This window comes from Janthinobacterium sp. Ant5-2-1 (assembly GCF_001445815.1).
GTDB classification, from domain to species: domain Bacteria; phylum Pseudomonadota; class Gammaproteobacteria; order Burkholderiales; family Burkholderiaceae_D; genus Janthinobacterium; species Janthinobacterium lividum_E.
This window is the reverse complement of the sequence record NZ_LNCE01000020.1, coordinates 1-26,345: the sequence shown is the minus strand read 5'-3', so window position 1 is coordinate 26,345 and position 26,345 is coordinate 1. Positions and strand designations below refer to the sequence as shown.

The 26,345-nt window shown below is 63.2% G+C and carries 22 protein-coding genes and 1 pseudogene; 13 read left to right on the top strand and 10 right to left on the bottom strand.

All coding sequences use genetic code 11. The features are described 5' to 3' along the window. The 5 genes from ASN89_RS07725 to ASN89_RS29690 form a co-directional block, all read right to left on the bottom strand. Positions 1 to 1,379 (bottom strand): alkaline phosphatase family protein (locus tag ASN89_RS07725; RefSeq protein WP_152988507.1); only part of this gene is annotated, 1,379 nt, incomplete at its 3' end. Between the two features lie 100 nt (positions 1,380 to 1,479). Then, a complete protein-coding gene (locus ASN89_RS07720) occupies positions 1,480 to 2,154 on the bottom strand; it encodes a general secretion pathway protein GspB (protein ID WP_058048878.1) in 675 nt (224 codons plus the stop codon). 1 nt (position 2,155) lies between these two features. Further along, positions 2,156 to 3,796, bottom strand: a complete 1,641-nt coding sequence (locus ASN89_RS07715; RefSeq protein WP_058048877.1) for an ExeA family protein — start codon at positions 3,794 to 3,796, stop codon at positions 2,156 to 2,158. Between the two features lie 51 nt (positions 3,797 to 3,847). Next, positions 3,848 to 4,372, bottom strand: a complete 525-nt coding sequence (locus ASN89_RS07710; RefSeq protein WP_046685308.1) for a hypothetical protein — start codon at positions 4,370 to 4,372, stop codon at positions 3,848 to 3,850. A 2-nt stretch (positions 4,373 to 4,374) separates the two neighbouring features. Then, positions 4,375 to 4,500 carry a hypothetical protein gene (locus ASN89_RS29690; protein WP_268766384.1) on the bottom strand — a complete coding sequence of 42 codons (126 nt, stop codon included), beginning with the start codon at positions 4,498 to 4,500 and terminating at the stop codon, positions 4,375 to 4,377. Positions 4,501 to 4,799: 299 nt separating this feature from the next. Between ASN89_RS29690 and ASN89_RS07705 the strand changes: the two genes are divergently transcribed. Further along, complete coding sequence (locus tag ASN89_RS07705) at positions 4,800 to 5,078, top strand: hypothetical protein (protein ID WP_138828904.1); 279 nt, start codon at positions 4,800 to 4,802, stop codon at positions 5,076 to 5,078. A 51-nt stretch (positions 5,079 to 5,129) separates the two neighbouring features. Here ASN89_RS07705 and ASN89_RS07700 read toward each other — a convergent pair whose 3' ends face one another. Then, positions 5,130 to 5,417, bottom strand: a complete 288-nt coding sequence (locus tag ASN89_RS07700) for a hypothetical protein (protein ID WP_034759823.1) — start codon at positions 5,415 to 5,417, stop codon at positions 5,130 to 5,132. Positions 5,418 to 5,765: 348 nt separating this feature from the next. Here ASN89_RS07700 and ASN89_RS07695 point away from each other — a divergent pair, with 348 nt between their 5' ends. From ASN89_RS07695 to ASN89_RS07645, 11 genes are all read left to right on the top strand, one after another. Then, on the top strand, positions 5,766 to 6,638 hold the full coding sequence (locus ASN89_RS07695; protein ID WP_058048876.1) for a BadF/BadG/BcrA/BcrD ATPase family protein: 873 nt from the start codon (positions 5,766 to 5,768) through the stop codon (positions 6,636 to 6,638). Between the two features lie 2 nt (positions 6,639 to 6,640). Next, complete coding sequence (locus ASN89_RS07690) at positions 6,641 to 7,375, top strand: GntR family transcriptional regulator (protein WP_046685618.1); 735 nt, start codon at positions 6,641 to 6,643, stop codon at positions 7,373 to 7,375. Beyond that, positions 7,372 to 8,484 carry an N-acetylglucosamine-6-phosphate deacetylase gene (nagA, locus tag ASN89_RS07685; RefSeq protein WP_046685310.1) on the top strand — a complete coding sequence of 371 codons (1,113 nt, stop codon included), beginning with the start codon at positions 7,372 to 7,374 and terminating at the stop codon, positions 8,482 to 8,484. The genes ASN89_RS07690 and nagA overlap by 4 nt, the downstream gene beginning before the upstream one ends. Then, a complete protein-coding gene (locus tag ASN89_RS07680; protein WP_046685311.1) occupies positions 8,474 to 9,487 on the top strand; it encodes an SIS domain-containing protein in 1,014 nt (337 codons plus the stop codon). The genes nagA and ASN89_RS07680 overlap by 11 nt, the downstream gene beginning before the upstream one ends. Before the next feature lie 132 nt (positions 9,488 to 9,619). Next, positions 9,620 to 10,879 (top strand): ABC transporter substrate-binding protein, encoded by a 1,260-nt coding sequence (locus ASN89_RS07675; protein ID WP_058048875.1) that lies wholly within the window; start codon positions 9,620 to 9,622, stop codon positions 10,877 to 10,879. Between the two features lie 7 nt (positions 10,880 to 10,886). Then, positions 10,887 to 11,756 (top strand): carbohydrate ABC transporter permease, encoded by an 870-nt coding sequence (locus ASN89_RS07670; RefSeq protein ID WP_058048874.1) that lies wholly within the window; start codon positions 10,887 to 10,889, stop codon positions 11,754 to 11,756. Between the two features lie 2 nt (positions 11,757 to 11,758). After that, positions 11,759 to 12,595, top strand: coding sequence for a carbohydrate ABC transporter permease (locus ASN89_RS07665; protein WP_046685314.1), 837 nt, complete (start codon positions 11,759 to 11,761; stop codon positions 12,593 to 12,595). Positions 12,596 to 12,621: 26 nt separating this feature from the next. Then, on the top strand, positions 12,622 to 13,950 hold the full coding sequence (locus ASN89_RS07660) for an MFS transporter (RefSeq protein ID WP_046685315.1): 1,329 nt from the start codon (positions 12,622 to 12,624) through the stop codon (positions 13,948 to 13,950). 14 nt (positions 13,951 to 13,964) lie between these two features. Further along, complete coding sequence (locus ASN89_RS07655; RefSeq protein ID WP_058048873.1) at positions 13,965 to 15,110, top strand: ABC transporter ATP-binding protein; 1,146 nt, start codon at positions 13,965 to 13,967, stop codon at positions 15,108 to 15,110. Positions 15,111 to 15,270: 160 nt separating this feature from the next. Continuing rightward, positions 15,271 to 16,587: a tetratricopeptide repeat protein gene (locus tag ASN89_RS07650; RefSeq protein ID WP_058048872.1), complete on the top strand. Its 1,317-nt coding sequence runs from the start codon at positions 15,271 to 15,273 to the stop codon at positions 16,585 to 16,587. 80 nt (positions 16,588 to 16,667) lie between these two features. Next, on the top strand, positions 16,668 to 17,870 hold the full coding sequence (locus tag ASN89_RS07645) for a DUF5009 domain-containing protein (protein WP_161911759.1): 1,203 nt from the start codon (positions 16,668 to 16,670) through the stop codon (positions 17,868 to 17,870). Here ASN89_RS07645 and ASN89_RS07640 read toward each other — a convergent pair. From ASN89_RS07640 to ASN89_RS07630, 3 genes are all read right to left on the bottom strand, one after another. Continuing rightward, positions 17,867 to 18,988 (bottom strand): acyltransferase family protein, encoded by a 1,122-nt coding sequence (locus ASN89_RS07640; RefSeq protein WP_058048870.1) that lies wholly within the window; start codon positions 18,986 to 18,988, stop codon positions 17,867 to 17,869. The two genes, ASN89_RS07645 and ASN89_RS07640, sit on opposite strands and share 4 nt — an antisense overlap. A 63-nt stretch (positions 18,989 to 19,051) precedes the next feature. Further along, positions 19,052 to 21,766, bottom strand: coding sequence for a TonB-dependent receptor (locus ASN89_RS07635; protein WP_058048869.1), 2,715 nt, complete (start codon positions 21,764 to 21,766; stop codon positions 19,052 to 19,054). A gap of 177 nt (positions 21,767 to 21,943) precedes the next feature. Beyond that, positions 21,944 to 24,628 carry a TonB-dependent receptor gene (locus ASN89_RS07630; protein WP_052755880.1) on the bottom strand — a complete coding sequence of 895 codons (2,685 nt, stop codon included), beginning with the start codon at positions 24,626 to 24,628 and terminating at the stop codon, positions 21,944 to 21,946. Positions 24,629 to 25,015: 387 nt separating this feature from the next. Here ASN89_RS07630 and ASN89_RS07625 point away from each other — a divergent pair, with 387 nt between their 5' ends. Further along, entirely contained in the window at positions 25,016 to 25,756 is a 741-nt protein-coding gene (locus tag ASN89_RS07625; protein ID WP_046685321.1) for a GntR family transcriptional regulator, read from the top strand. A gap of 194 nt (positions 25,757 to 25,950) precedes the next feature. On the opposite strand, the pseudogene ASN89_RS28985 reads toward ASN89_RS07625, so the two are convergent. Beyond that, positions 25,951 to 26,345, bottom strand: a pseudogene (locus tag ASN89_RS28985) (hypothetical protein); the annotation flags it as partial.

The window sequence follows — 26,345 nt, the reverse complement described above, 5'->3', positions numbered from 1 at the left end:
GCGCCCGCCGTTTTGCCCGCCGTTTTACTATTCGCCGCTTGCGCATTCCTGGCCGTGCGTGCCAATTGCCGGTGGGCGGCAATCGCGCCCGCCTCGGCATCGGACTGGAACGGTACGGCGGCAGCGGCGGCCACCTCGCCATCAGGCTGGCAAGCGGACGCCAGCGGCGTAAAATCCCGCGCCAGCACATCCGCCTCCCATGCGGCGCGCTGCGCCAGCACAGCCGCGGGCACGGCAGGCGCGGCGCGGGGCTGCTCCAGGGTCAGCACGGCGCCCAGGCCGCTGGCGGCCGCCACGCGCGCGCCCATCTGGGGCAAGGCGCCATCGGCGGCGCGGCAAAAGCGCTGCAGGATGGTTTTGATGATCGACGTGTGGTCGACCACCTCGTGGCTGACGCTGCCCGGCGCAATCAGCGGCGACACGAGCAGCATGGGCACGCGCACGCCGTACTGGCGAAACGCGGGGTCGTCGTCGATGGCGGGGCCAGGCGGCACATGGTCGAAAAAGCCGCCGTGCTCGTCATAGCTGAGGATCAGCAAGGTGCGCGCCCAGGCCGGTCCGCGCGACAGGGCCTGATAGACCTGCGCCACCAGCGCCTGACCGGCGCGGATATCGGCCGGCGGGTGGTCGTCATTCTCAAAAAAATGCGGATCGATCCAGCTGACGGAGGGCAAGGCGCCCGCCAGCGCATCGCCGATGAAACCATAGCGGCGCGCACTGGAGCCGAACGGTTCGTACAGCTCGGATGAGCGGTAATGGTCGTCCGTCAGCGCCAGGCTCCAGGGTTTCCAGGCGGAATAAAATTTCCAGCTGACCTGGGCGCGGTCCAGGTGGCGCACGAAGGATTTGTTCGTATACAGGGGCACGCGCTTGCTGTCGCGGCTGCCGGCCGCCTTGCCGCTGACCGCATACAGGCGGTTGGGCCAGGTGGCGCCCGGAACGGAGCTGTAGCAGCGGTCGCAGACGCAAAACTGCTGCGCCAGGAAATCGTACATGGGCAAGTCGGATGCATTGTAATAACCCATCACCAGGTCGATGTCGGGGTCGCCCGGATGCGTTTGCGCATAGTCGTCGACAAAGCCGCCATTATTGTTTTGCAATTGCTGCGCCACCGACATGCCCGTATGCGACGGATCTTGCTGCGGGCCAAACGCCATGCGCCGCAAATGATGCACGGGGTAGCTCACGCCCGCATGCACGTTGGCATGGCTGGCCTGCAAGCCATCGATGTCGGTGCGCCCACCTTCCAGGCTCAGGTAGCCGAGCATGTGGTCGAAGGAACGGTTTTCCATCATCAGCACGACGATATGGTCGATGCGCGCCAGGTTTCCCAAGCCATGCACATCAAGGACACCCTCACCAGCTGCGGCAGCTATCATCAGAACTCCCCGGCCGCGCACACGGTCGCAGCGACCCTGGTTCGACCAGGCCAGGCCAGTATGGTTCAGCTACTGTTACCCGGCCTTGATGCGCAACAACTCAATACGGCACGCGGTAGCGATAGCCCTTGAAACTGAAAATGGCCGCCTTCGGCTGCAACTTTTCCAGCACCAGGCCGGGCGCCAGTTCCTCGCCTTCGTGGCGCAGGACCTTGTCGATCAGCAGCAGGCGGTCGGCCGGATTCTTCGAATAGATATAGCCGCCGATGGCGACGGGGGGAATTTGACGCTGTATCGGCTCGGGCAAGTCGCGCATGCCGGGCACGGTCTCTTCGGCTGCGGCCGCCGGCGCAGGTACGGGCACGGCCGGCGCCGGAGCGGGGACTGGCGACTCCTGCTTCGGTTCCGGCACGGGCCGGGCATGGTGCACGGGCGCGGCGATGGCCGCCGGCGGCACGGCCACGGCCACAGGCGCCGGCACAGGAACTGCGGGCGGGACGACTGCTGGCATCGGCGCTGGCACAGCCTGGGCCAGGACAGCAGGTGCAACCGCAGGCGCCGTGGCCGCCGCCTGCCAAGACTGCCACAGCAGCAGCGCGGAAGCCACGGCCACGGCCACCGCCACGCCGCCCAGCGCCAGCCAGACGGGAGTGCGCCGCGCCGCGCCGGATGCTGCGCCATCGTGCAGTTGCACTTGCGGTGCGTGGATTGACGGCAACTCGCCCAGCTGGCGCTCGGCTTGCGATTTTTTCAGTGCTTCAAGTATGTAGGACATCTTATTTCCCCGCCACCATCGCCGTCGCAGCGGGCGCTGCCACGGCAGGAGCCGCGCTGCTCAGGCGCGGCTCCGCGTTATCGCCCAGCTGCATCAGGCGTATGTACGTTTTCGGGCCCGCCAGACCATCGGCCCGCAGCTTCTGGCTTAGCTGGAACGCGCGCAGCTGGCCTTGCATCTCGGCATCGAGCGGCAGATTGGCGGCCGGCGTTGGCAAACCCCGCTGTTGCGCCAGGCGCTGCGCCAGCCAGTCAACGTCGGCGCCGCGGGCGCCCAGCGGCACCTCGTCGCGCCAGCTGCGCGGAGCGCGCCAGAAGGTCGTGAAACTGCCATCGCTGCGTTGCGCCAGCTGGGCCAGCGGCAGGCTTTGCTGTTTTCCATCGAGCATCAAGGTAGCGCTCTCGTCCTGCACGCGCGTCAGCAGCGCCATCTGTTCCGTACCATCCGCATCGCGCAAAGCCAGCATGGCGGGACGGTCCAGCACGCGCAGCTCGGCGATGCCGCCCCTGCTGTGCAGGCAGCGCAGGCCGGCGCGGGCGCCCGCCTGGCAAGCGTCGCCGGCCGGCAACTGCTCGCCCCACAGGCTGGCCAGCTGGCGCAGCACGGCGTTGCGGTCCGGCACCTTGGCGGGTACGGGCGTGGATGCGGATGCAGCGGCAGCCGCCACGGCGGAGGCTGCCGGTACGGAGGCGGCCACGGCAGGTACAGCGGGCACAGCGGACGGGCGCGGCATGAAATGCCAGGCCAGCGCGGCCGTGACCATGGCGCCGGCCAGCACGCCGCCGGCAACGTGCGGCCAGCGCAAGCCGGACACAGCCGCCCTGCCGCCCTCTTCCGCAAACACTTCCTCGGCGGCACGGCGCAAGATCTGGCGCGTCACTTGCGGCTGGTTTTCCACGTAAGCGCCCAGCAGCGCGCGGTCGCACAGCAGGTTGATGCGGCGCGGCACTCCCTTGCTCAAGCCATGGATTTGCGCCATCAGGCGAGGCGCGAACGGCGTCTGCGCCGTGCTGCCCGCCACGGCCAGGCGGTGGCGGATATAGCTGGCCGTCTCGTCCGCCGTCAGCGACCCCAGGTGATAGCGGGCGATCACGCGCTGCGCCAGCTGCTCGAGTTCCGGCCGGGCCAGCATGGCGCGCAATTCCGGCTGGCCGATGAGGATGATCTGCAGCAGCTTGCGCTCGCTCGTTTCCAGGTTCGTCAGCAAGCGCAACTGTTCCAGCACGGCGGCGGACAGGTTTTGCGCTTCATCGATAATCAGCACATTGTTCTTGCCCTGCGCATGGCTGGCCAGCAGGTGTGCATTGATGGCGTCGACATAGCCTTTCACGCTGGCCACGCCGGGCCCCAGAGCGATGCGGAATTCCTCGCAGATCGACAGCAGCAATTCCTCGACGGACAGTTTCGGATTGAAGATGTAGGCCAGCTGGCAATTTTCCGGAATCTGTTCCATGAAGCAACGGCACACGGTGGTCTTGCCGGCGCCAATTTCTCCCGTCAGCAGCACGAAGCCGCCGCCGCTGCCCACGCCATACAGCAGGTGCGCCAGCGCTTCGCGGTGGCGTTCGCTCATGAACAGGTAGCGCGGATCGGGGGCGATCGAAAACGGCGATTGCTTGAGCTGGAAATAATGCGTGTACATGGAGACCCTGCGGATGAAACGATCAAAATGCGCGGCGGCAAGCCGATACCCTCATCGGGTGCGGGCGGGCGGCAACGGCTTGTATTTGGCGCAATAGACTTTCGCCTTGCTGCGGAAGTAGACGATTTTACTGCCAGGCACGGAACCACGGACAGGAAAGGCGGAATTGTCGAGTTTATTGAAACGCAGGCCCGAGACGCCGCGTATGGCCGGCTCCAGCTTTTCCGGTGTCGAGTCCGCCACCACGCCCATGAAGACGAGGGGGCTGGTATCGTCGCTGACAATCACGTCGGTAATCGGCGCGCCCCACAAGGTGGCGTCCGTGCGGAACCAGTACGCGCCCCCTTCATGCTTGTAGGCGGGGCCGAAGGCCGTCAGCAGATACGCATAAAAAGCCTTGTTGTCGATCTGGTCGATGCACAGCACGGCATTGCCCACCACTTGCCCGAACGTGGACGGCGGCGGTTTTTGCTGCGCCTGCACGCCGGACACGGGCACGCCGCAGGCCAGCAGGGCGAACGCCGCCAGCAAGGCCGGCGCACGCCACGGGCGCATCGATGAACGGCGCACGCGCATGATCAGCGCTTGCGCTCTTCTTTCTTGACCTTCTTGGCTTCCTTCTTTTCCTTCATGGTCTTGGCCGGTTCCTTCTTGGCTTGTTCCTTCTTGGCTTCTTTCTTGCTGTCCTGTGCCTTGCTCATCATCTACTCCATGCATGGGCGGAAATGCCTGGGCCATTATGACACTCCCCCATGAAAATGCCACGTCATTTCCCCCATGCAATAGACCTACCCGGCAAGCACGGGCAGCGCATGCGCTTATTTACAAAAAGACGTTTGCATTTTTATTTTATTATGTTTTAATACACGGAATTTATAAATAGATATCATTTCGGTGCGGCAGAAGCAGCACGGAAACAAGCATACAAACTGGGGACAGGACATGGCCGGCATACGGCTGACCATGTGTAATCGACTTGCAGCCCTCGGCGGAAATAGACAATATGATGAGAAGAATGATCTTGCTGGGCGCGGCCCTGTCGCTCTGGGCCGTTGGCAACACTTATGCGGCGGATACACAGCCGATGCAGGCGGCAACCTACCAGGCGGCGCCGGCCACCCCAGCCACGCGGCTGGCCAGTTTCCAGTCGCAGGACGCCAACCGGCGCGCTCCTGGTTCGCATGAACCGGGCACGCATTCGCTGCTGCTGGTCGCTGTCATGCTGCTGAGCCTGCGCATGCGCACCAGCACCACCACCAGCAGCGAAAAATTCAGCACCTGACGTGAAAACGGCCGCGCAAGGCGGCCGTTCCAGTCACACGTCAGCGCACGATCAGTGCAGGCACAGACGGCGGCGCGTCTTTTCGATCAGCGCCGCATCGTAGGGATACAGGTTCTCGATAAAGAACAATTCCGTTTCCGCCTCATCTTCCAGGCACATTTCGATCATGACCGGGCCATCGCTTTCGCGACCCAGGAAATCCTTCGGCCAGCGGTTCTTGCGGTGCGTGCGCATCATTTCCATGCCCAGCGCGGCCAGCGGCGCCGACACACCGGCGGCCAGCGCCTCTTGCTGCCAGTCGTCCCAGTACTCGCTCTTTGCTGCCTTGTCGTTCATCATGCTCTTCCAACTCAGGTGTAAAAGGCGGACTTTACTCTTCATGGCGTCCCTTGCCAAGCATGCATACAAGCAATAGCGCACGCCCAACAACAGACCAGTTGGAAAAAATTGGCATTAAACAAGGCCAATTTCAATACCATTCGGCACCCATAAAAAATCCTTCATTAACAATGACTTGCAATCATACCCTCGGGCATGGCGGGACGCCGCGCAACGCATTTATTAATACCACTTAAATACCTGTTGACAAGCCATCTGGGCGACAATATAGTGCCTTCAGCTTTTTCGCCGCCCGACAAATAAAAGAACCGAGACAGGCGCACTCAACCAAACGCGGGACTGCATAACATGATCGAATACATAATCGGCGTCGACGGCGGGGGAAGCGGTACCCGCGTACGCCTGGCGCGCCTCGACGGCCAGGAACTGGCGCAGGGGCAAAGCGGCCCTTCCGGCCTGGGACTGGGCATCGAACGGGCCTGGGCCTCCGTGGCGCAGGCCGTCACCCTGGCTTTCCGCGCGGCCGGCCTGGAACAGCCATCCTTGCAGCGCATGGCCATCGGCCTGGGCCTGGCCGGCGTGCACAACAAACAGTGGGCTGTCAGCTTCGTCGAACACAATCCCGGCTATGCCTTCGTGGCACTCGAATCGGATGCCCTGACCACCCTGCTGGGCGCGCACGCGGGCCAGCCGGGCGCCATCGTTGCCATCGGCACGGGCAGCGTGGGCGAAGTGCTGCACGCGGACGGCAGCCGCCATGAAGTGGGCGGCTGGGGCTTCCCTTCCGGCGACGAGGCCGGCGGCGCCTGGATCGGCATGCGCGCCATCAACCATGCGCAGCAAGTAGTCGACGGCCGCGTGCCCGGCAGCGCCTTCGCCACGGCCGTCATCGACGCCTGCGGCGGCCAGCGCGACGCCATGCAGGTGTGGCTGGCGGCCGCCAGCCAGACCAATTTCGCGCAACTGGCGCGCCTGGTGCTCGAACACGCGGCCAGCAATGCCGTGGCGCGCACCATCCTGGTCGACGCGGGCCGGCAGATCGCGCTAATCGCCAGGGCGCTCGACCCGGCTGGCGCCTTGCCCGTGGCCCTGTGCGGCGGCCTGGCGGCACCCTTGTCGGGCTACCTGCCGGCGGAACTGTTGCAACTGGTCGTGCCGGCACAGGGCGACTCGGCCGCAGGCGGTCTGCGCCTGATACGCAAGCACTTGCAGGAGCAATGACCATGCTGGCCAAACTGTCCACCTTCAAACCCAATCCGGCCAGCGACACGCCACTCTACATGCAGCTGGCGAACATGCTGTCGGACGGCATCGCCAGCGGCGACTGGCGCGCCAACCAGGCCCTGCCCTCCGAGCGCGTGCTGTCGGACATCCTGGAAATCTCGCGCGTCACGGCGCGCAAAGCCATCGACATGCTGTGCGACCGGGGCATGCTGACGCGCAAGCGCGGCTCGGGTACCTACATCACGCCCAAACTGGAACAGCCGCTGTCGCGCCTGACGAGCTTTTCGGAAGAATTGCGCCAGCGGGGCTTTACGGCCGGCTCGCGCTGGCTGCAGCGCGACATCGGCTCGGCCGCGCCGCTGGAACTGCTGTCGCTGGGCCTGTCGCCGCACATGCCGGTGGCGCGCTTGCGCCGCTTGCGCACGGCCGATGAAGTGGTGATGGCGATCGAAACGACCACCATCCCCGCCCTGTACATGCCGGACCCGCAGCAGGTGACCGATTCGCTGTACGGCTACCTGGAGTCGCGCGGCACCATCCCGATGCGCGCGCTGCAGCATATCCGCGCCGTCAACGCCACGGCGGAACAGGCCAAGCTGGCCAATATCAAGACGGGTGAAGCCATGCTGCACATCACCCGTGTCAGTTATCTCGACAACGGCGCAGCGGTGGAACTGACCCACTCGTATTGCCGCAGTGATTATTATGAATTCGTAGCGGAGTCGCGCAGATGAGCAGCACTATCAAAGGCAATATCCTTACCCCCGGCGGCTGGATCCACGGCGCCATCGCCTTCGGCGAGCGGGTCGACAGCATCACCGGCGATTCCCTCCACCCGTCGAGCAACAGCGACGACTATATTCTGCCCGGCTTTATCGACCTGCACGTGCATGGCGGTGCCGGCAAGGACATCATGGAAGGCGGCGAAGCCGTCTACACCATCGCGGCCATCCACGCGCGCCACGGCACCACCAGCCTGCTGGCCACCACCATGACGGCGCCGCCGGAAGACATCGACATGGCTCTGACGGCCATCGGCATCGCCGCCAACCACCGCCGCCCGAACACGGCGCGCGTGCTGGGCGCCCACCTGGAAGGTCCGTACATCAATTCGGGCAAGCTCGGTGCGCAGCCGAACTTCGCGCGCGCCGCCACCTTGGCCGAAATCGAGCGCCTGCAAACCTTGGCCAAGCTGCGCGTCATCACCGTGGCACCGGAAATCGCCGGCCACCTGGACCTGGTGCGCGCCCTGGCCGACGCCGGCGTGCGCGTGCAGATCGGCCACACGCTCGGTTCGTACGAAGACGGCGTGGCCGCGCTGGAACATGGCGCCATGGGTTTCACGCATCTGTTCAACGCCATGAGCGGCCTGCACCACCGCGAGCCGGGCATGGTCGGCGCCGCCCTCGCGCACGCCGAATACGCGGAACTGATTCCCGACCTGCTGCACGTGCATCCGGGCGCCATCAAGGTGGCCCTGCGCGCCATCCCGCGCCTGTACTGCGTTACCGATTCGACGGCCGCCACCGGCATGCCGGATGGCGAATACATGCTGGGCCGCCACGCCGTGCAGAAATGCATGGGCGGCGTGCGCCTGCCCGACGGCACCCTTGCGGGCAGCACCCTGACCCTGGACCAGGCGCTGCGCAACCTGGTGGGACTGGGACTGGACCTGGCCGACGCGTCCAAGCGCGTGTCGACCAACGCCGCCGATTACCTGGGCCTGGAAGAACGCGGCCGGCTGGCCCCCGGCACTTACGCCGATCTGGTGGTACTCGATCGCGATCTCAAACTCAAAGCTGTGTATATAGAAGGAGAAATCTGTGACCTCAATGATGCTTAAAGAAGCCATTTCCGCCGCCGAATGCGTCGCCCTGCAACTGGCCAGCGACACGGAACGCTACGCGGAACTGGGCCGCAAATTGAGGAGCACCTCGTTCTCGACCGCGCTGACCATCGCGCGCGGCAGCTCCGACCACGCCTGCAACTACGTCGCCTACCTGATCATGGCGCGCCTGGGCCGTGTCGTGGCCTCGCTGCCGATGTCGTTAGTCACCCTGAACAAGTCGCCGCTGGTGACGCGCGACACCTTGGCCATCTCGATCTCGCAATCGGGCCAGAGCCCGGACGTGGTCGAACCGATCCGCTACTTCCGCGACGGCGGCGCCACCACCGTGGCCCTCGTCAACGACATCGATTCGCCGCTGGCGCACGCCGCCGAGTGGGCCATGCCCCTGCGCGCCGGCAAGGAGCAAAGCGTCGCCGCCACGAAAAGCTTCATCACCAGCCTGGTCGCCGGTGCGCGCATGGTGGCCCAGTGGCAGAACGACCCCGAACTGCTGGGCGGCCTGGAAGCGCTGCCGGAGGCGCTGCTTGAAGCGACCCGCGTCGACTGGTCGCCGGCCATCGACGTGCTGGCCCCGGCCCGCAACATCATGGTCGTCGGACGCGGCATCAGCTTCCCCGTGGCGCTGGAGTCTGCCTTGAAATTCAAGGAAACCTCGGCCCTGCAGGCGGAAGCGTTCAGCGGCGCCGAAATCAAGCACGGCCCGATGGCCCTGATCGAAGACGGCTACCCGCTGCTGATTTTCGCCACCCGCGGCCCGACCCAGGCCGGCCTGCTGCAACTGGCCAGCGAAATGCGCGGCCGCGGCGCCAAGGTCTTGCTGGCGGCCCCCGCCGACGTGGCCGAGCGCGACCTGACCCTGCCCGTGGCGGCCACGCCGGACCTCGATCCGATCGTCGCCATCCAGTCCTTCTACGTGATGGCGGCCAAGCTGTCTGCCGCGCGCGGCATGGACCCGGATGCGCCGCGTCACTTGAGCAAGGTAACAAAAACAAACTAAGCACTCCCCGGCAGCTGCGCCCCCGGCACGGGGCGCGGCTGCCGGCAGAAGCACCCGAATATAAGCGACGGCAAGGGCATGTACCCGCGCCGCGGACTCATGGACATTGGAGCGCCACGCTCCAGGATAAAAATGACGATCAAGAGACTGTTGGCGGTTGTTGCCTGCGCGGGCCTGCTCGCGCCGCAGGCATGGGCTGCCGAGAAAATCGAATTCTGGGCCTTCAGCATGAAGCCCAAGTTCACGCCGTATTTCAATACGGTGGTGGCGCGCTATGAGGCGCAGAATCCTGGCGTCAAGATCGAATGGATCGACTTCCCGTGGGACGTCATCCAGACCAAGCTGGTCACGCGCATCGTGGCCGGCACGCCGCCCGCACTGGTCAGCCTGAACGTGCCCTGGGCCGACGAATTTGCGCGCGACGGCTTGCTCACGCCAGTCGATGGCCTGATCCAGGAAGCGCGCGCCAGCTACATTCCCAGCGCCCTGGACGACTTGCGCTTCAAGGGCCGCACCTACGGTTTTCCCATGTACAGCAATGTCGCGGTGATCGCCTTCAATAGCGCCATCTTCAGGCAGGCGGGCCTCACGCGCGGCCCCGCCAGCCTCGATGAACAGCTGGCGTACGCGCGCCAGATCGCGCAACGCACGGGCAAGGCCGGCATCGCCCCCGCCTTGTCCAAAATCGACGGCCTGTTCATGCAGCAGGGCCTGGCCGTCATCACCGACAACCGCGCCGTCTTCAATTCGCCGCAGCACGTGGCGCTGGTGCAGAAACTGGCCGACACCTACAAGGTCGGTGGCTTATTGAAAGAAAGCCTGTTCGCCGAAGATAATTTCCCGGCCGTGATCGACGCCTACAAGGGTGGTCGCCTGGGCATGCTGCTGGCGCCGCCGACGGCCATGCAGCGCATCCGCGGCGACGCGAAAGACATCTACGCCATCACCGACGTGGCGCCCGCGCCGCTGGGTCCCACCGGCATCGCCGATGGCGGCTGGCTCGTGCATTTCGCCATTCCGAAAGGCGTGCCGGCGCGCCAGCTGCCGTCGGTCGGCAAGTTCGCGCGCTTCCTGACAAACGACGAGAACCAGCTGGCCTTCGCCAAACAGGCCAGCGTCTTTCCCACCACCGTGAAAGCGGCGGCCGACCCGTTCTTTCTCGCCACGCCGAAAAATGCAGGCGCTGCCGAAAAGGCGGTGGCCGCCGGCGCCCTGTCGATGGGCCACTCGCGCACCCTGTACGTGGCCGGCATCGACGACTACGACGAGTTGCGCCGCTCGCTCGTGAAGGCCGTCGAAGCAGGTGTGACGGGCAAGCAGAACGTCAAGCAGGCGCTGGACCAGGCCGTCGCCATCTGGAACCGCAAGCTGGCCACCCTGCCGCGCCACTAAGGACACCATGAAACTCGCCCACCGCCATACCGTGCAAGCCTGGCTGTTCCTCGCCCCGGCCCTGCTGCTGCTGGCCGCCTTTTCCTTCTGGCCCGTCGGCTACGGCTCCGTGCTGGCGTTTACCGATTACAGCCTGATACGCGAGACGCGCTTCGTCGGCCTCGATAACTTCCGCTACATCTTCAACAACGAGATGTTCGTCTCGGGCCTGAAAAACTCGCTGATGTTCTTGCTGATGGTGCCCTTCGTGCAGGTCGGCGCCATCGTGCTGGCCGTGCTGGTGAATAATCGCCTGCCCGGCATCCGCCTGTTCCGCGCCGCCTTCTACGTGCCGGTGGTGACCACTGTCTCCGTGGTCGGCATCATGTGGGGCTTCATGTTCCACGAACAGGGCGCCTTGAACTACGTGATGATGACGTTAAAACTGGTGAACGCGCCCGTGGGCTGGCTGACGAACGACAGCCTGGCCCTGTTTGCCGTCATGTTCGTCACCCTGTGGCGCGGCCTGGGCTGGTACATGGTGATGTACCTGGCGGCGCTGCAATCGATCCCGTCGGACATGCAGGAAGCGGCCATGCTCGATGGCGCCAACCACTGGCAGCGCTTCTGGAAGATCACCGTGCCGATGCTGCGCCCCACCATCATGCTGTGCTCCATCCTGTCCGTGCTGGCGGCCCTCAAGGCGTACCAGGAAGTCGACGTGCTGACCCAGGGCGGGCCGATGAATTCGACTTTCACGGCGCTGTACTACGCGTATGACCAGGGTCTGAAGCACTTGAAACTGCCGCGCGCGCTGGCGGCCAGCTTCGTCGTCTCGCTGTTCTGCATCGGCATCGCCCTGCTGTGCCTGCGCTATCTGAAACCGAAGCACCGCTGACCATGAAAAAACGTTCCCGCCCCCTGACAACGCGCCTGCACATCCTGGGCCACTACGCCGTGCTGTGCGCGATCGCCGTCGTCTGCGTCTTCCCGTTCTGGTGGACACTGGTGACGGCCATTTCCACGGAAGGCAATATCTTCGCCTTCCCGCCCACCTTCTGGCCGAAGGCACCGTCATTCGACAACTTCATCGAAGTGTTCAAGGCGATCCCGATCTGGTCCTTCTTCAAGAATTCCGTGCTGATCGCCGTGTTTACCGTGTTCTGGAAACTGCTGCTGTGTTCACTGGCCGCGTATCCGCTGGCGCGCCTGAAATTCCGCGGCCGCAAACTCGTGTTCGGCCTGATCCTGGCCACGCTGGTGCTGCCGTCCGAGGTCAACTTCCTCGTCAACTTCATCACCATCACGCAAATGAGCCTGGTCGATACCTACACGGGCGTGATCCTGCCCAACGTGGTGACGGCCGTGGCCATCTTGCTGCTCAAGCAGGCATTCGAGGAAGTGCCGCAAGACCTGATCGACGCGGCGCGTGTCGATGGCGCGTCCGAATGGGTCATCTTCAGCCGCATCATGCTGCCCCTGATTACGCCATGGCTGGCCACCGTCGGCATCCTGACGGCCGTCGAATCGTGGAATGAATACATCTGGCCGTCCATCGTCATGAGCAAGCCCGATGAATTTCCCCTGTCGGTGGGCGTGCTGTACTTGCGCGGCACCTTCGGCAGCAGCACGCGCGTGATCGCGGCCGGCACCCTGATCACTATCGTGCCGACCCTGCTCGCCTTCCTGTTTACCCAACGCTTCTTCATGCGCGGCATGGACGGCGCAGTCAAATGAAAACGTCTCTCGATAAGGAAGCCTCCATGCACGACCAGCGCATCAGCATCAGCAAGAAAGTCCGCAGCCCGATCACCTGGGTGCCTACCTTGTACTTCGCCCAGGGCTTGCCGTTCTACGCCGTGGCCCTGGTGGCCGGCCTGATGTTCAAGAGCATGGGCGTGCCGAACGACCAGATTGCCCGCTGGACGGGCCTGATCGGCTTTGCCTGGGTCTTCAAGTCGCTGTGGAGCCCCTTCCTGGAGCTGACGTCGAGCAAGAAGACCATGGTGGTGCTGTTCCAGTTCCTTGGCGGCCTGAGCCTGGGCCTGATCGCGCTGGCGCTGCAAACGCCGCTGTGGTTCGCCGCCTGCATCGCCGTGCTGTTCGTCGCCGCGCTGGCCTCGTCCACGCACGACATCGTTTGCGACGGCCTGTATATCGCCAGCCTGTCGGACAAGCAGCAGGCGGCCTACGCGGGCTGGCAAGGCGCCTTCTTCAATGCCGGCAAATTCATCTCGCTGGGCGGCCTGGTGATCCTGGCCGGCTACCTGGAGAAGAAAATCGGCGTCAAGCCCGCCTGGTCGGTGATCTTCCTGATCATCGGCGCCATGATGCTGTCGCTGGCCGCCTACCACCTGTGGGCGCTGCCGCAGGTACGCAACGCGGCCGTGGCCGACAAGAGCGTGGCTGGCATCAGCCGCACCTTGTGGGACGTGCTGGTGGACTTCCTGAAAAAACCGGGCATCTGGGGCATGATCGCCTTCATCATCCTGTTTCGCGCGGGCGAGGCGCAAGTGCAGACCATCGGCCCGCTGTTCCTGCGCGAAGCGCGCGAACTTGGAGGGCTGGGCCTGTCGACGACGGAAGTGGGCGCCGTGTATGGCACGGCCGGCACCGTCGCCTTCCTGCTGGGCAGCATCGGCGGCGGCTACTTCACATCGTGGCTGGGCCTCAAGCGCGCCATGTTCTTCCTGATCCTGGCCATGAACTTGCCGAACCTGGTGTTCTACTACCTGAGCCACAGCATGCCGACCGACCTGACCCTGATCACGGCCGCGCTCAGCGTGGAGATGTTCGGCTATGGCTTCGGCTTCGTCGGCCTGATCCTGTTCATGATGCAGGTCGTCTCGGTCGGCAAGTACCAGACGGCCCACTATGCGTTCGCCACCGGCGTGATGCAGCTGGGTTCCGTGCTGTTCAAGATGATCAGTGGCGACATCCAGACGGCGCTCGGCTACAAGACTTTCTTCCTGTGGGTGCTGGTGTCGGCCGTGCCCGTACTGATCCTGTCGCGCTTCATGCGCATCGGCCCGAAGGATACCTCCGACCCATCTGACGCCGGCGCCACCTCTGCGCCGGCCAGCGCAAGCTAGGATAGAAGCACTTCATGGCACATATCGCTTTAAAGAACATCGTCAAGCTGTACGACGACAAGCACCCCGTCATCCACGGCATCGACCTCGATATCCGCGACGGCGAATTCGTCGTCTTCGTGGGACCGTCCGGCTGCGGCAAATCGACCCTGCTGCGCATGATCGCCGGGCTGGAAGACATCACGGATGGCGAGCTGCATATTGGCGGCCAGCTGGCCAACGATATCGCCCCGGCCGAGCGGGGCCTGGCCATGGTTTTCCAGAGCTACGCCCTGTATCCGCACATGACGGTGTTCGAGAACATGGCCTTCGCCCTCTCGCTGGCGGGGCATAAAAAGGCCGAGGTGCGCGCCGCCGTCGAGCGCGCGGCCGAGATCCTGCAGATCACGCCGCTGTTGAAACGCAAGCCGAAGGACCTGTCGGGCGGCCAGCGTCAGCGCGTGGCCATCGGCCGCGCCATCGTGCGCAAACCCAAGGTTTTTCTCTTCGACGAACCGCTGTCGAACCTCGATGCATCGTTGCGCGTGCAGATGCGCGTGGAAATCTCGCGCCTGCACCAGGAATTGAAGACAACCATGATCTACGTCACGCACGACCAGGTCGAGGCCATGACCCTGGGCGAGCGCATCGTCGTCTTCAACGGCGGGCGCATCGAACAGGTGGGCAGTCCGCACGAACTGTATAACAATCCCGGCAACCTGTTCGTGGCCGGCTTCCTCGGCGCGCCGAAGATGAATTTCGTCGCTTGCGAGGCCGTCGCCTCTGGCCCCGGCTCCGTGACCGTGCGCCTGCCCCGCGGCGCCGTCATCGACGTCGAAGCGCAGGGCGAGACCGTGGCGCCGGGCGACCAGCTGACCCTGGGCGTGCGCGCCGAGCATGTCAGCCTGCAGCACGGCAGCAATGCGGGCGACAACGTGGTCGACGCGGCCGTCAGCCATGTGGAATACCTGGGCGACGTGGCCATCGTTTACGCCAGCATGCCGGGGGTGAACGATATGCTGGCCGAAATGCTGGCCGTTAAGCTGCCGGCCGAGGAAGGCATGCGCCACGCGGGCGACGCCATGCGCCTGCACCTGCCGCCGCAGCGCTGCCTGCTGTTCGATGCCAAAGGGCAAGCCCTGGCGCGCACGTTTGCCGCACCCGCTCAGCCGTTTATGTGACAATAGCCGTTTTGTATCATGCCGCTTCTGTTTGACTTGTGCAGGCAGACTGGCATGAATGTGTTTTTTCGAGCTTCCTTGCCCCTCTGGCAATGCTACTACACGATGTTGCGGCTGCCAGTGCCGGTGCGTATTTTTGTTATTGATTGAAGGATTGACCATGTCCCAATTCCGTCTTGCACGCCTTAGCCTGCTCCTGGCCGCCATCGGCCTGAATGTCTTGCCAGCCCTGTCGCACGCGCAGGAGGCCAAGCCGGCCGCCGCTGCAGGTGCGCCTACCGCCGCGCCTGCCGATACGGTGCGCCCTGAAGTGTTCAAGCTGCTCGATCCGGACGCCGTGAAGGCGTCGATGGATGCGAAAAACTACGCCGACGTGCAAAGCCGCATCGACCAGGCTGCCGCCATTCCCGCCCTGACGCCGTACGAATTGTTCGTGCTGAACCGCCTGCGCGTGGCGCTGGCGTCGACCACCAACAATGCGCCGATGGCCATGACGGCGCTGGAAGCGGTCATCGAATCGGGCAAGCTGGAAAAAAAGGTACAAGGCGATTTCATCCAGGCGCTGGCCAACTACCACTACAACGCCAAGGATTATCCGAACGCCATCAAATGGTTCACCCGCTACCAGACGGAAACCGGCGATGTGGCTGGCGTGCGCCAGTACATCATCCGCGCCTACTACTTCAGCAATGATTTCGCGCGCGCGAAACAGGAACTGATGGCAGACCTGACGGCCAAGCAGCAAGCGGGCAAGACCCCGACAATCGAAGAACTGCAATTGCTGGCCAACACGGGTTCGAAAAGCAAGGATCCAGCCACCTACCTGGTCGCCATGGAAAACCTGGTGCGCTACTACCCGTCGGATGACTACTGGAGCGATTTGCTGAGCCGCACGCAAGGCAAGGCCGGCTATTCCGACCGTTTCGCGCTCGACGTGCTGCGCCTGCAATTCAAGGCCGTGGGCACCATGCCGCCGCAGGATTACAGCGACATGGCTGAAATCGCCTTGCAGAACGCCTTCCCGACGGAAGCGAAAAAAGTCCTCGACGCGGGCTTTGCCAAAGGCGTGCTGGGCACGGGCGCAAATGCCGCCAAGCACAAGAAACTGCGCGACCAGGCCAACAAGGCTGCCGCCGACGATGCGAAAAACATCGCCAGCGGTGAAGCATCGGCCATGAAGAGCAAGGATGGCACGGGCTTGATCAACCTCGGCTACGCCTTCGTGACGATGGACCAGTTCGACAAAGGTATCGACCTGATCCAGAAAGGCATCGCCAAGGGCGGCCTGAAGCGTCCAGAAGATGCCAAGCTGCGCCTCGGTTACTCCTACGCGATGGCCGGCAAGAAAGACGACGCCATCAAGGTACTGGAAACGGTCAAGGGCGGCGATGGCGTGGGCGACCTGGCCCGCTACTGGATCCTGTGGCTGAACCGTCCTGCCACGGCAGCGGCGGCGCCGGCAGCAGCGGCACAGTAATTCCCGCTCCCAGCAATATGCGCAAGGCAGTTCCCGGTTCACGCCGGGGCTGCTTTTTTTTCGACCTTTTTCCTTATTCCATGCCGCCAGCCACCGTCGCCACAGCCACCGCCGCCGAACGATTGACCAGCCTCGATGCCTTCCGCGGCTGCGTGATCGTCATCATGATCTGGGTCAACTACCTGGCCGGCATGCCCGGCATCGCCTGGTGGCTCGAGCATGCGGGCCCCCGCGCCGACGGCATCACCTTACCCGACCTGGTCTTTCCCGGATTCCTGTTCATGGTCGGCATGGCCATACCGCTGGCCTTGCAGCGCCATTGCGGCCATGTCACGCCAGCCTTGCTGGGACGCCTGCTGTGGCGCTCGGCCAGCCTGATGCTGGCCGGCGTGGTGCTGGCCAATGCCTACCGCTACGATGCGCAGGCGGCGCCGCTGCCGCACGCCATATATTTCCTGCTATTTTACGTGGCCATGATGCTGCTGTGGCGCCAGGGCGCGGGCAAGCTGGAGCTGGCTGCAGGCGGCGTCCTGATGCTGTTCCTGCTGGCAACGTTCCGCGGGGAGCTGAACAGCGAGTTTTCCAGCACCTGGCTGCAACCGTCGTGGTGGGGCATCCTCGGCATGATAGGCTGGTCCTATTTGCTGTGCAGCCTGCTGTACCTGGCATGCCGGGGCAGCGGCACGGCGCTGATGGGCGTATTTTCCCTGCTGCTCGTGCTGTACATGGGCGGCACGGCGGGCAGCCTCGATTTCCTGCCTGCAGGCATCAACGCCTTCGTCAACGTGCCGCAAGTGCTTGGTTCGACGGCGGCCAACGTACTGGCAGGCACCCTGGTGGGCCAGCTGTTCCTGCGCGGCGCCGCCCTGAGCCATGGGCAGCGCATCCGTTTCATGGCGTGGTTCGCGCTGGGCCTGTTCGCGGCCGGCATGCTGCTGCGGCCGTATCACCACATCAACAAGATCGCGGCAACGGAATCCTACACGCTCGTGTGCAGCGCCCTCGTCCTGGCCCTGTTCCTCGTGTTTTATGTCGTCATCGACGTGTGGCGCTGGCGCGCCTGGGCCGTGGTGCTCTTGCCCGCTGGCACCAATGCCCTGTTCGCCTACATCGTGCCCGACCTGTGGCAGCAACTGGCGGCCGTGCTGCACTTGCCGCGCTTCTGGTGGCCGTACTGGGAAACGGGCGGCGCGGCCGGCCTGTGGAACGCGGCCGCCGTCACCGCCCTGATGCTGCTCTTCACCGCACTGGCCACGCGCTACGGCCTGAAATTGAAATTCTAGACCTTGATGTAGATCTTGCGCTTGTCCATGACATAGGCGATCAGCCAGCACAGCAGCATGAAGCTGACGGCAAACAGCAAGGAGCCCACGCGCGCCGGCGCCCAGCCCGTAAACCAGTGCTGGTACAGCCACTGGTACAGATTGCCGCCACCGATGCGCACGGTAAACGCGATGATCACCAGCACTTCCGACACCAGGTAAATGAACAGCGTGTTCTTGCCGAAGACTTCAAAAAAGTAGGTCCAGCCCGTGATCTTGCGCACGTCGATGACAAGCATCAGCAGCGCCAGCAGCAGCAAGTCCAGGCCGATACCGAGCATCACGTAAGAGCTGGTCCACAGCTTCTTGTTGATCGGGAACACTTCGTTCCAGCACAGGGCCACGGCCACGCAGATGACGCCAGCCACCACCAGCCGATACAGCGCGGCACGCAGCTGCGCCGGCGCCGTCTGGCGCACGAAGCTGCCCGCCAGGTAGCCGGCAATCACATTGACAATAGAGGGCAAGGTGCCGAGGATGCCTTCCGGATCGAAGGCGATGCCTTCGCCGTGGTACAGGTGGCTGTCACCCAGCAAGATCAGGTCCAGCTTGGCCGGTGCGTTGCCGTGCAAGCTGTAGTCGCCCCAGGTCGCCAGGATGGCCCAGTAGCCGAGCAAGGCGCAGGCGCTGAAGACGAGCGCACCGCGCGTCTTCCAGTAGTGGAGGATCAGGGAAGCGGCCAGGTAGCACACGGCGATGCGCTGCAGCACGCCGGGTATGCGCGTGTGCGACAGCGGCGACCAGGCGAACTGGCCCGCATCATCGATCTTGAAGAAGGGAAACCAGTACAACAGGAAACCCAGTAAAAAGATCAGCGCGCTGCGCTGGCACAGCTTGGCCAGCACGGCGCCATGGCCGAGATTTTCATACTTTCCCAGGGCAAAGGCCAGCGCATTGCCGACGACAAACAAAAAGCTGGGGAACACCAGGTCCGTGAGGGTAAAGCCATGCCATTCGGCATGTAAAAACGGCGCATACACGCTGCCCCAGTCGCCCGGAGTATTGACGACGATCATCAGGGCGACGGTCAGGCCGCGCAGGACGTCGAGGGCGAGGTAGCGTTGGGAAGCAATAGTCATGGTCAAACAATTCCAAAAGAAAAAAGCCGACTCCCCGCTTGTGGCGGAAAGCCGGTAAAAAAACTATAACTTGGCGCGCAGGCCAAAGTAAAACTGACGGCCGTTCGAGTACAGGGCCGTCGGCTGGTCCTGGTTGGCGCCGTAATACTTGAGCACCGGATTATTCAGGTTCAGCACATCGAAGGTCAGCGAATAGCGCTCGTCGATCTTGTAGTTGAGCGACGCGGCCAGGTTACCCACGCCGTGCACGTACTGGGGCGAGCTGCTGAACAGGCCGGCCAGGAAGCTGGAGCGGTAGGTATAGGCCAGGCGCGCGCTCAGGCGCTCATCCTCGTAATAGCCTTCCAGGTTGTAGGTGCCCAGCGAACTGCCCACCACGGCGGCGCCATCGTCGGCCTTGCCATTCGTATAGGTGTAATTGCCCACCACGCCGAAACCGCCCCACAAGCCCTGCTGGTAACTGAGTTCCACACCCTTGTTCTTGGCGCCGATATTCGTCGGCGACTGGATCACATAGGTGTTGAATTTCTTGAAGGTATTATTGTAGTAGCTCACGGGCGCCGTACCAAACGTCACGTACGATTTCATGTCCATATAGAAGGCGCCCACCGACAGCATGGCCTTCGGTGCGAAATACCATTCCAGGGTGGCGTCGTAGTTGGTCGAGCGTATCGGTTTCAAGTCCGGATTGCCGCCCGTGCCCGTCAGCAACTGGTCATTCAGGTTGACGGCGCCCACCAGCGCGCTGTAGTCGGCGCGCGCCATGGTTTTCGCCACGGCCGCGCGGGCCACCAGGTCCTTGCTCAAGTCAAACTTGATGTTCGCGCTTGGCAGCACGTCCGTGTAGCTGTGCTTGACGACGGTGGGCGTGTAGATGCCGAAAATATTTTCTTGACCGATAGGATTTTCGCCGCCCGGCACGTTCGTCACCGTCGTCTGCTGTGTGCGCACGACGCGCACACCCACGTTGCCGCGCCACTTGGTGCCGGCCAGGTTGGCCATGATGTAGGCCGCGCTATCCTTTTCCTTCACGTCCAGCTCGGCCGGCCAGTTGCGCGAATTCGGCCCGCCCGAATTGTCGTATTTGTTGGCCCACGCCACCAGGTCGGCCGGATCGAGCTGCCAGTAGCGGCCCTGCGCGCTGCCGCCCAGGCCCTTGCCGTAATCGCCGGGATAGGTGCCGCCATTCCACTTCGGCAAGGGCGCATTCGTCGTGCCATCGCAGACGGCACAGCTGCGGTTTTCCGGCCAGGACACATTGCGGTGGTGTTCCGCGTAGCGCGCGCCGAATTTCAACGACTCCAGCACGCCGTAATCCATGCTCAGCTCGCCATCGGCCTGGCCATATTTTTCCGTATCCAGGGTTTCCACATGCGAACCCCAGGCCGATGCCGTGACCGCGTTGGAGAATTTGGAAATGTCGAGACCCGGGAAATTCAGCCTGGCCGGCGACAGGCCGTTCAGCTGGTACGACACGCCCACGCCCGTCAAGCCCGCCTCATAGCCAAGGTCGACGGGCGTCTCGCCAATGCCGCGCGTGTAGCCGAGGCTGCCCGTGATACGCAGGCGCTCGCTGGCGCGGTAGCTGCCGTTGAAGTCGATGTAGGCCGTCGACGAGTTCGAACCGGGACGGTAGATCTGGTCAACCAGGGCCGGATACAGCTGGCCGTTATAGGGCGTGGTAGCGTTAGCCAAAGGAAATTGCGACGCGGGAAAATCGGCTGCCACCAAGGTATTGTTCTTGACCGTAAACGTGCGGGGAATCACGCCCACGTGCTTGCCGTCATTGTCGACGGCATTCAGGTTGGCGCCTGGCTGGTTGTAAAAACTGCGGTTGTAGTTGGCCGCGTCCAGCTTGGAATAGAAGCCGTTGACGTCCAGCATCAAATCGGAAGTCGGCTTGAATTGCAGGTCGATGCTGCCGCCCTGACGCTTGCGCACCTGTTCGAACAGGGCCGAGTTGATGCCCAGCGGTGCCAGCACGCCGGCCAGTTGCGGATATTTCTGCGCGGCCGGGCTGTTGGCGTCGATGGCGCCATAGCCGAAGAATTCCTGGCCATCGCGGCGCTCGTGGCGTTTTTCGGAAAACACCTGGAACAGCACACCCATGGTCTTCGCTTCATTCTTCCAGTTGAACAAGGCATTCATTTGCGGATCGGTCTTGCCCGGCAAGTCCGCATAGATGGCCTGCACGGCCAGCTCGGCCGTAAACGGCTGCTTGAAACTGAGCGGCTTGCGCGTCTCGATATTGATGGAGCCGGCCACGCCCCCTTCCACCAGGTCCGCCTGGGCGCTCTTTTGCACGGTGACCCGGCTGACGATTTCCGACGGCAGCAAGGCAAAGCTGACGCTGCGTCCCACGGTGCCCACCTGGTCCGTGACGAACCAGTCGCCCGTGCCCACGGCGTGGCCATTGATCAGGGTTTGCGTCAGGCTGGGGCTGGTGCCGCGGATGCTGACCCGGTCATTTTCCGAGAAGCCGCCCTCGCCGCCTGCCGACGAGGAAATATTCACGCCCGGCACACGCTGCACGGCGTCGGCCACGTTCTTGTCGGGCAGCTTGCCGATGTCTTCCGCGCTGACGACGTCGATCACGGAATCGCTGTTGCGCTTCTGGCTCAGCGACTGTTCCAGCGAGGCGCGGATGCCGGTGACGACGACTTCCTGCATGGCCGGAGCGGCGGACTGGGCTTGCTGCGCCTGGGCCGCCATGCTCATGGACAGCAAGGCGGCAGCGGCGGCGATGGGGTGTAGTACGGGATGCAAACGACTGTTCATAGACTCCTCGTTATAGATGTCCGCCACGGTGGCGGGACGGCTTTATATGAGTACAGACGGCAGGCGCCCAGCCAGCGGGCGTCGAAAAAAAAGGCAAGCTCCTGAAACAGGAACTTGCCTTGAAAAGACCGAGGAAGACCGGGCCTGAGGCAATCGCATCAGGCCGGATCGTCTTGCTTACAGCTTGGCGCGCAGGCCCAGGTAGAAGGTACGGCCGTTGCTATAGAAAGCGCGTGGCTGATCCTTGTTTTCCGCGTACATCTTGATGGTCGTGTTCGTCAAGTTAAGCGCATCGAACGTGATCGTGAAGTGTTCGTTGATCTTGTAGTTGAGCGAACCGGCCAGGCCGCCCGCGCCGGCAACGTGCTGGCTGGCGCCACGGTCCACGCCCGCCTTGTAGGCGGAACGGTAGTTGTAGGCCAGGCGTGCGCTGAGGGCGTTGGCTTCGTAGAAGGCCGTCAGGTTGTACGTGCTGCGCGATGCATTGACCAGTTCATCACCATTGTCCAGCTTGCCGTCGGCATAGGTGTAGTTGGCCAGGATGCCGAAGTCGCCGAACAGCGGTTGCTGGTAGCTGAATTCCGCGCCCTTGTTCTTGCCGCTGGTATTGAATGGCGACGTGATCTGGTACACGGCATTGGCATTGCGCTTGCTGTTGAAGTACGTGGCGTTGACGGTACCGTTCGACACGACCGATTTCAGGTCCATGTAGAACAGGCCCACCGAGAAAGCCGACCTCGGTGCGAAATACCATTCGGCGCTGACTTCGGCGTTGTCCGACTTGACCGGGTTCAGGTTGACGTTGCCGCCGCTGCCGCTCAGGGCATCGTCGTTCAGCGATACCGAACCGCCCAGCGCGCTGTAGTCGGGACGGGCGATGGTGCGGGCCACGGCGGCGCGCACGACCAGGTCGTTGCGCACATCGAACTTGATGTTGGCGCTCGGCAGGTAGTCGTTGTAGCTGCGCTCATACAGGTGCTGCGAGTACGCGCCCCAGTCGGAACCGGTGATCGGGCCGCCGGCCTGGTTCACCAGGGTCGACTGCTTGGTGTGGACGGCGCGCAGGCCGAAGTTACCGCTCCAGTTGTCGCCCGTCAGGTTGGCCATGGCGTAGACAGCCGAGGTTTTTTCCTTCAGCTTGAACTCGTCGGTCCAGTTATGGCGGCGCACGTAGTCGAACAGGCGGTTGCCAGGTGCGGCGCCCCACGCGCCCAGTGCCGAACCGTCGTACTTGAAGTAGTTGCTCGACAAGTTGCCGCCCAGGTTGTTGGCGAAGTCGCTCGGGTACATCGAGCCATTCCACGCCGGACCTGGATTGGAGAAGCCCAGGGCGCCCGGACGGGTTTCAAACGGATGCTCGGCATCGCGCTTGTGATCGGTCAAACGGCCGCCGAACTTGACCGAATCCCAGATACCGGAAGACAGGCGCAGCTCCGCATCGATCTGGGCATATTTTTCCTGGTCGACGGAACGCGATTCGCCGCCGCCGGCCCATGCTGTCGAGCCTGGCTTGTTGGTAGTGCCGCCAGGATAGGAAACGCTGGCCGGGCTCAAGCCGTTCAATTGATACACCATGCCGCCATCGACGTTGTTCTGGTAGTACACATCGTCGCGGTCATAGCCGACGCCGTGGGTCTTGCCCAGTTTACCCGTCAGTGTCAGGTCCTTGGTGGCGCGGTACTTGAAGTTGAAATCGAGATAGTACGATTCGCCGCCAGCGTCAGGACGGTAGATATTGTCGACTTCGCCGGAGTTCCTGGCGAAGGTGGCGCCTGTCAGCGTGCCATTCTTGACCGTGTAGTTGGTCGGCACCTGGCCCGTCGACACGCCTTTGTCGTCGGTGCTGTTGATCGAGTTGGCAGGCGCAGCCAGCCAGTTGGTGTTTTGATGCGGTGCCTTCAATTGCGAGTAGAAGCCGTTCACATCCAGGGTCAAGTCCTTGCTGGGCTTGAATTCGATGTCGAATGCGCCGCCTTCGCGGGTTTTCTTTTGCTCGAACAGGCTGGCGCCGATAAAGGTCGGCACTTTCACGCCAGCCAGTTCAGGATGGGCCTTGGCCGCGTTGCTGCCTGCGGCGATCGGCGTGTAGCCGAGGATTTCCTGGCCATCGCGGCGCACGGTCGATTTTTGCGAAAAACCTTGCAGCATGATGCCCAGGGTATTCGTGTCATTCTTCCAGTTCACCAGGCCGGAGAACTGCGGGTCGGTCTTGCCGGCCAGGTCATTGTGGAAAGCCTGGATCGAGCCTTCCGCCGTGATCTGGTTCTTGAATTCCAGCGGACGGCGGGTGATCACGTCGATCACGCCCGAGACGCCACCTTCAGGCAGGTCCGCCGTGGCGCTCTTGTGCACGACAACGGAGCTCACCAGTTCCGATGGCAGCAGGGAAAAGCTGCTGCTGCGGCCGACGTTGCCGCCGAACTGGTTCAGCACGAACCAGTCGCCCGTGCTGATGGCGTGGCCGTTGAACAGGGTTTGCTGGAAGCTGGGGCTGGTGCCGCGCAGGCTGACGCGGTCGTTTTCGCCGAAGCCGCCTTCGCCACCGGCAGACGATTGGGTATTCACACCTGGCAGGCGCTGGATCGCGTCAGCCACGTTACGGTCTGGCATCTTGCCGATATCTTCTGCGGTGACCACTTCCACCACGGAATCCGCATTACGTTTTTGCTTCAGCGATTTTTCCAGCGAGGCACGCACGCCGGTCACCGTCACCACGGTGGCCACGTCTTCGGCTGGCGCTTCCTGCGCCTGTGCCGAAAAGGACAGGCCGGCGACCATCACGGCAACGGCCGCAGCGATCGGCGTACGGCTACGCGAGCCGGATTTCACGACGGCAGCTGCAGGTGTCAAATTGCGTTTCATGTACTCCCCCTTGATTTAGGCTCCAGGATTGGAACCTTTTCATTTTTAACGTAGGTCTTCTTTCCAGCCCGCCACTCTCACCGGCATGCTGCAGACCCTTCGGCACAACCACTTACAAAACCAATTCAACGCCAATATACTACTATCCAATACCAGAATACTACCAGTTGCAACTTTTTTTTTATAACGTTGTTTGAATCACACAGACCACTTCAGCTGAATCAATCTGTAGCCCGTAAGACCGGGGAAAATACCAGTGAGGGCACGTATAAATTGCCGGCCTGATAATTCAAATTGGTTTTACAACGGTCTTTTTTGGTATTATCCAGCGACACAAAACAGATACAGAGCGCGTCTGCAACGCGCCGTAACGGAGACCCTCAGCGTATGACAACCCTGGCTCACATCATGCAAGGCCTGGGGCAGACGAGTAGCCTGCCCCTGTACCAGCAACTGCAGCGCGCGCTGCGCGAAGCGATCGACAAGCGCATCCTCGGTCCCGACGAAGCCCTGCCGGCCGAACGCCAGCTGGCCAGCGACCTGGCCGTCTCGCGCATCACCGTGCGCAAGGCCATCGATGGCCTCGTCAACGAGGGCTTGCTGGTGCGCCGTCCCGGCTCGGGCAATTTCATCAATACGCGCATCGAGAAAAACTTCGCCAAGCTGACTTCGTTTTCCGAGGACATGCGGGCGCGTGGGCGCACGCCGCGCAGCGTGTGGCTCAAGCGCGCAGAAGGCACCGTGACGCCGGAAGAGGCCTTGCGCCTGCGGCTGTCGCCGGGCGCGCCCGTGTACCGCTTCCACCGCATCCGCTATGCGGACGAGGTGCCGATGTGCCTGGAATACGCGACCATCGTCGCCAGCTGCCTGCCGGCGCTCGACGCCGTCGATATCTCCATGTATGACGCGCTGGAACAGGCGGGCAACCGGCCCGTGCGCGCCTTGCAGCGGCTGAGCGCGCTTTTATTGACGGGAGAGCAGGCCAGCCTGCTGCAGGCGGAAGAAGGCGACGCGGGCTTGTCGGTGGAAAGGCTGGGCTTTTTGCGCGATGGCCGCGCCGTGGAATTTTGCCGCTCCTACTTCCGCGGCGATATGTATGACTTCGTGGCGGAATTAAGTACCAATTAATATCAACTGCCCCATTTCGCCAATACCAGATAACACCACTTATTGCAGTGCAATATATATACCGGCAAAGCGCCGGATATATGCACGGCAATGGTGCAGTCATCGTCGGCGATTATGTAGCCGCGTACGTGGAATATAAAAGAGGGTTGTGCAATGCGGTTTTTGCGCATTGCAGCAAAACCTGGCCTTGCGTGTCAGACCGCGGGGGCGGCGCGGCGGCCCATGCACAGCAACATCACGCCCAGCGCCACGCACAGCCAGCCGAACAGCGGCCCCATCCAGCCAGCCCAGGTGACGACGGACGGGTGCGCCGGCAACGGCGCCAGCAAGGTGCTGCCCGGCATGGCGCTGCTGGACCGCTCCTCCAGCACGCGGCCATACGCATCGCTGACCGTCAGCTTGCCTTCGCGCGCCGCGCGCAGCACGGCATAACCGTTTTCCACGCCGCGCACGACCGTCATGCGCGCGCCCATCCAGGCGTCGAGCTGGAAATCCCAGGCCGGCACCAGCATCGTTTGCGCCCCGGCCGCGCCATACGCGTGCCCCAGGGGCGCGAAATGCATGTCCTTGCAGATGGCCAGGCCCATGG

Bases quoted from the DNA above. Each gene is read 5' to 3' on its own strand.
- ASN89_RS07645 (WP_161911759.1), top strand. From the start codon at position 16,668: ATGCCGCCAGCCACCGTCGCCACAGCCACCGCCGCCGAACGATTGACC.
- nagA (WP_046685310.1), top strand. From the start codon at position 7,372: ATGAGCAGCACTATCAAAGGCAATATCCTTACCCCCGGCGGCTGGATC.
- ASN89_RS07640 (WP_058048870.1), bottom strand. From the start codon at position 18,988: ATGACTATTGCTTCCCAACGCTACCTCGCCCTCGACGTCCTGCGCGGC.
- ASN89_RS07660 (WP_046685315.1), top strand. From the start codon at position 12,622: ATGCACGACCAGCGCATCAGCATCAGCAAGAAAGTCCGCAGCCCGATC.
- ASN89_RS07630 (WP_052755880.1), bottom strand. From the start codon at position 24,628: ATGAAACGCAATTTGACACCTGCAGCTGCCGTCGTGAAATCCGGCTCG.
- ASN89_RS07635 (WP_058048869.1), bottom strand. From the start codon at position 21,766: ATGAACAGTCGTTTGCATCCCGTACTACACCCCATCGCCGCCGCTGCC.
- ASN89_RS07655 (WP_058048873.1), top strand. From the start codon at position 13,965: ATGGCACATATCGCTTTAAAGAACATCGTCAAGCTGTACGACGACAAG.
- ASN89_RS07695 (WP_058048876.1), top strand. From the start codon at position 5,766: ATGATCGAATACATAATCGGCGTCGACGGCGGGGGAAGCGGTACCCGC.
- ASN89_RS07625 (WP_046685321.1), top strand. From the start codon at position 25,016: ATGACAACCCTGGCTCACATCATGCAAGGCCTGGGGCAGACGAGTAGC.
- ASN89_RS07720 (WP_058048878.1), bottom strand. From the start codon at position 2,154: ATGTCCTACATACTTGAAGCACTGAAAAAATCGCAAGCCGAGCGCCAG.
- ASN89_RS07665 (WP_046685314.1), top strand. From the start codon at position 11,759: ATGAAAAAACGTTCCCGCCCCCTGACAACGCGCCTGCACATCCTGGGC.
- ASN89_RS07690 (WP_046685618.1), top strand. From the start codon at position 6,641: ATGCTGGCCAAACTGTCCACCTTCAAACCCAATCCGGCCAGCGACACG.
- ASN89_RS07650 (WP_058048872.1), top strand. From the start codon at position 15,271: ATGTCCCAATTCCGTCTTGCACGCCTTAGCCTGCTCCTGGCCGCCATC.
- ASN89_RS07675 (WP_058048875.1), top strand. From the start codon at position 9,620: ATGACGATCAAGAGACTGTTGGCGGTTGTTGCCTGCGCGGGCCTGCTC.
- ASN89_RS07700 (WP_034759823.1), bottom strand. From the start codon at position 5,417: ATGATGAACGACAAGGCAGCAAAGAGCGAGTACTGGGACGACTGGCAG.
- ASN89_RS07670 (WP_058048874.1), top strand. From the start codon at position 10,887: ATGAAACTCGCCCACCGCCATACCGTGCAAGCCTGGCTGTTCCTCGCC.
- ASN89_RS07705 (WP_138828904.1), top strand. From the start codon at position 4,800: ATGATGAGAAGAATGATCTTGCTGGGCGCGGCCCTGTCGCTCTGGGCC.
- ASN89_RS07710 (WP_046685308.1), bottom strand. From the start codon at position 4,372: ATGCGCGTGCGCCGTTCATCGATGCGCCCGTGGCGTGCGCCGGCCTTG.
- ASN89_RS07680 (WP_046685311.1), top strand. From the start codon at position 8,474: ATGATGCTTAAAGAAGCCATTTCCGCCGCCGAATGCGTCGCCCTGCAA.
- ASN89_RS07715 (WP_058048877.1), bottom strand. From the start codon at position 3,796: ATGTACACGCATTATTTCCAGCTCAAGCAATCGCCGTTTTCGATCGCC.
- ASN89_RS29690 (WP_268766384.1), bottom strand. From the start codon at position 4,500: ATGATGAGCAAGGCACAGGACAGCAAGAAAGAAGCCAAGAAGGAACAA.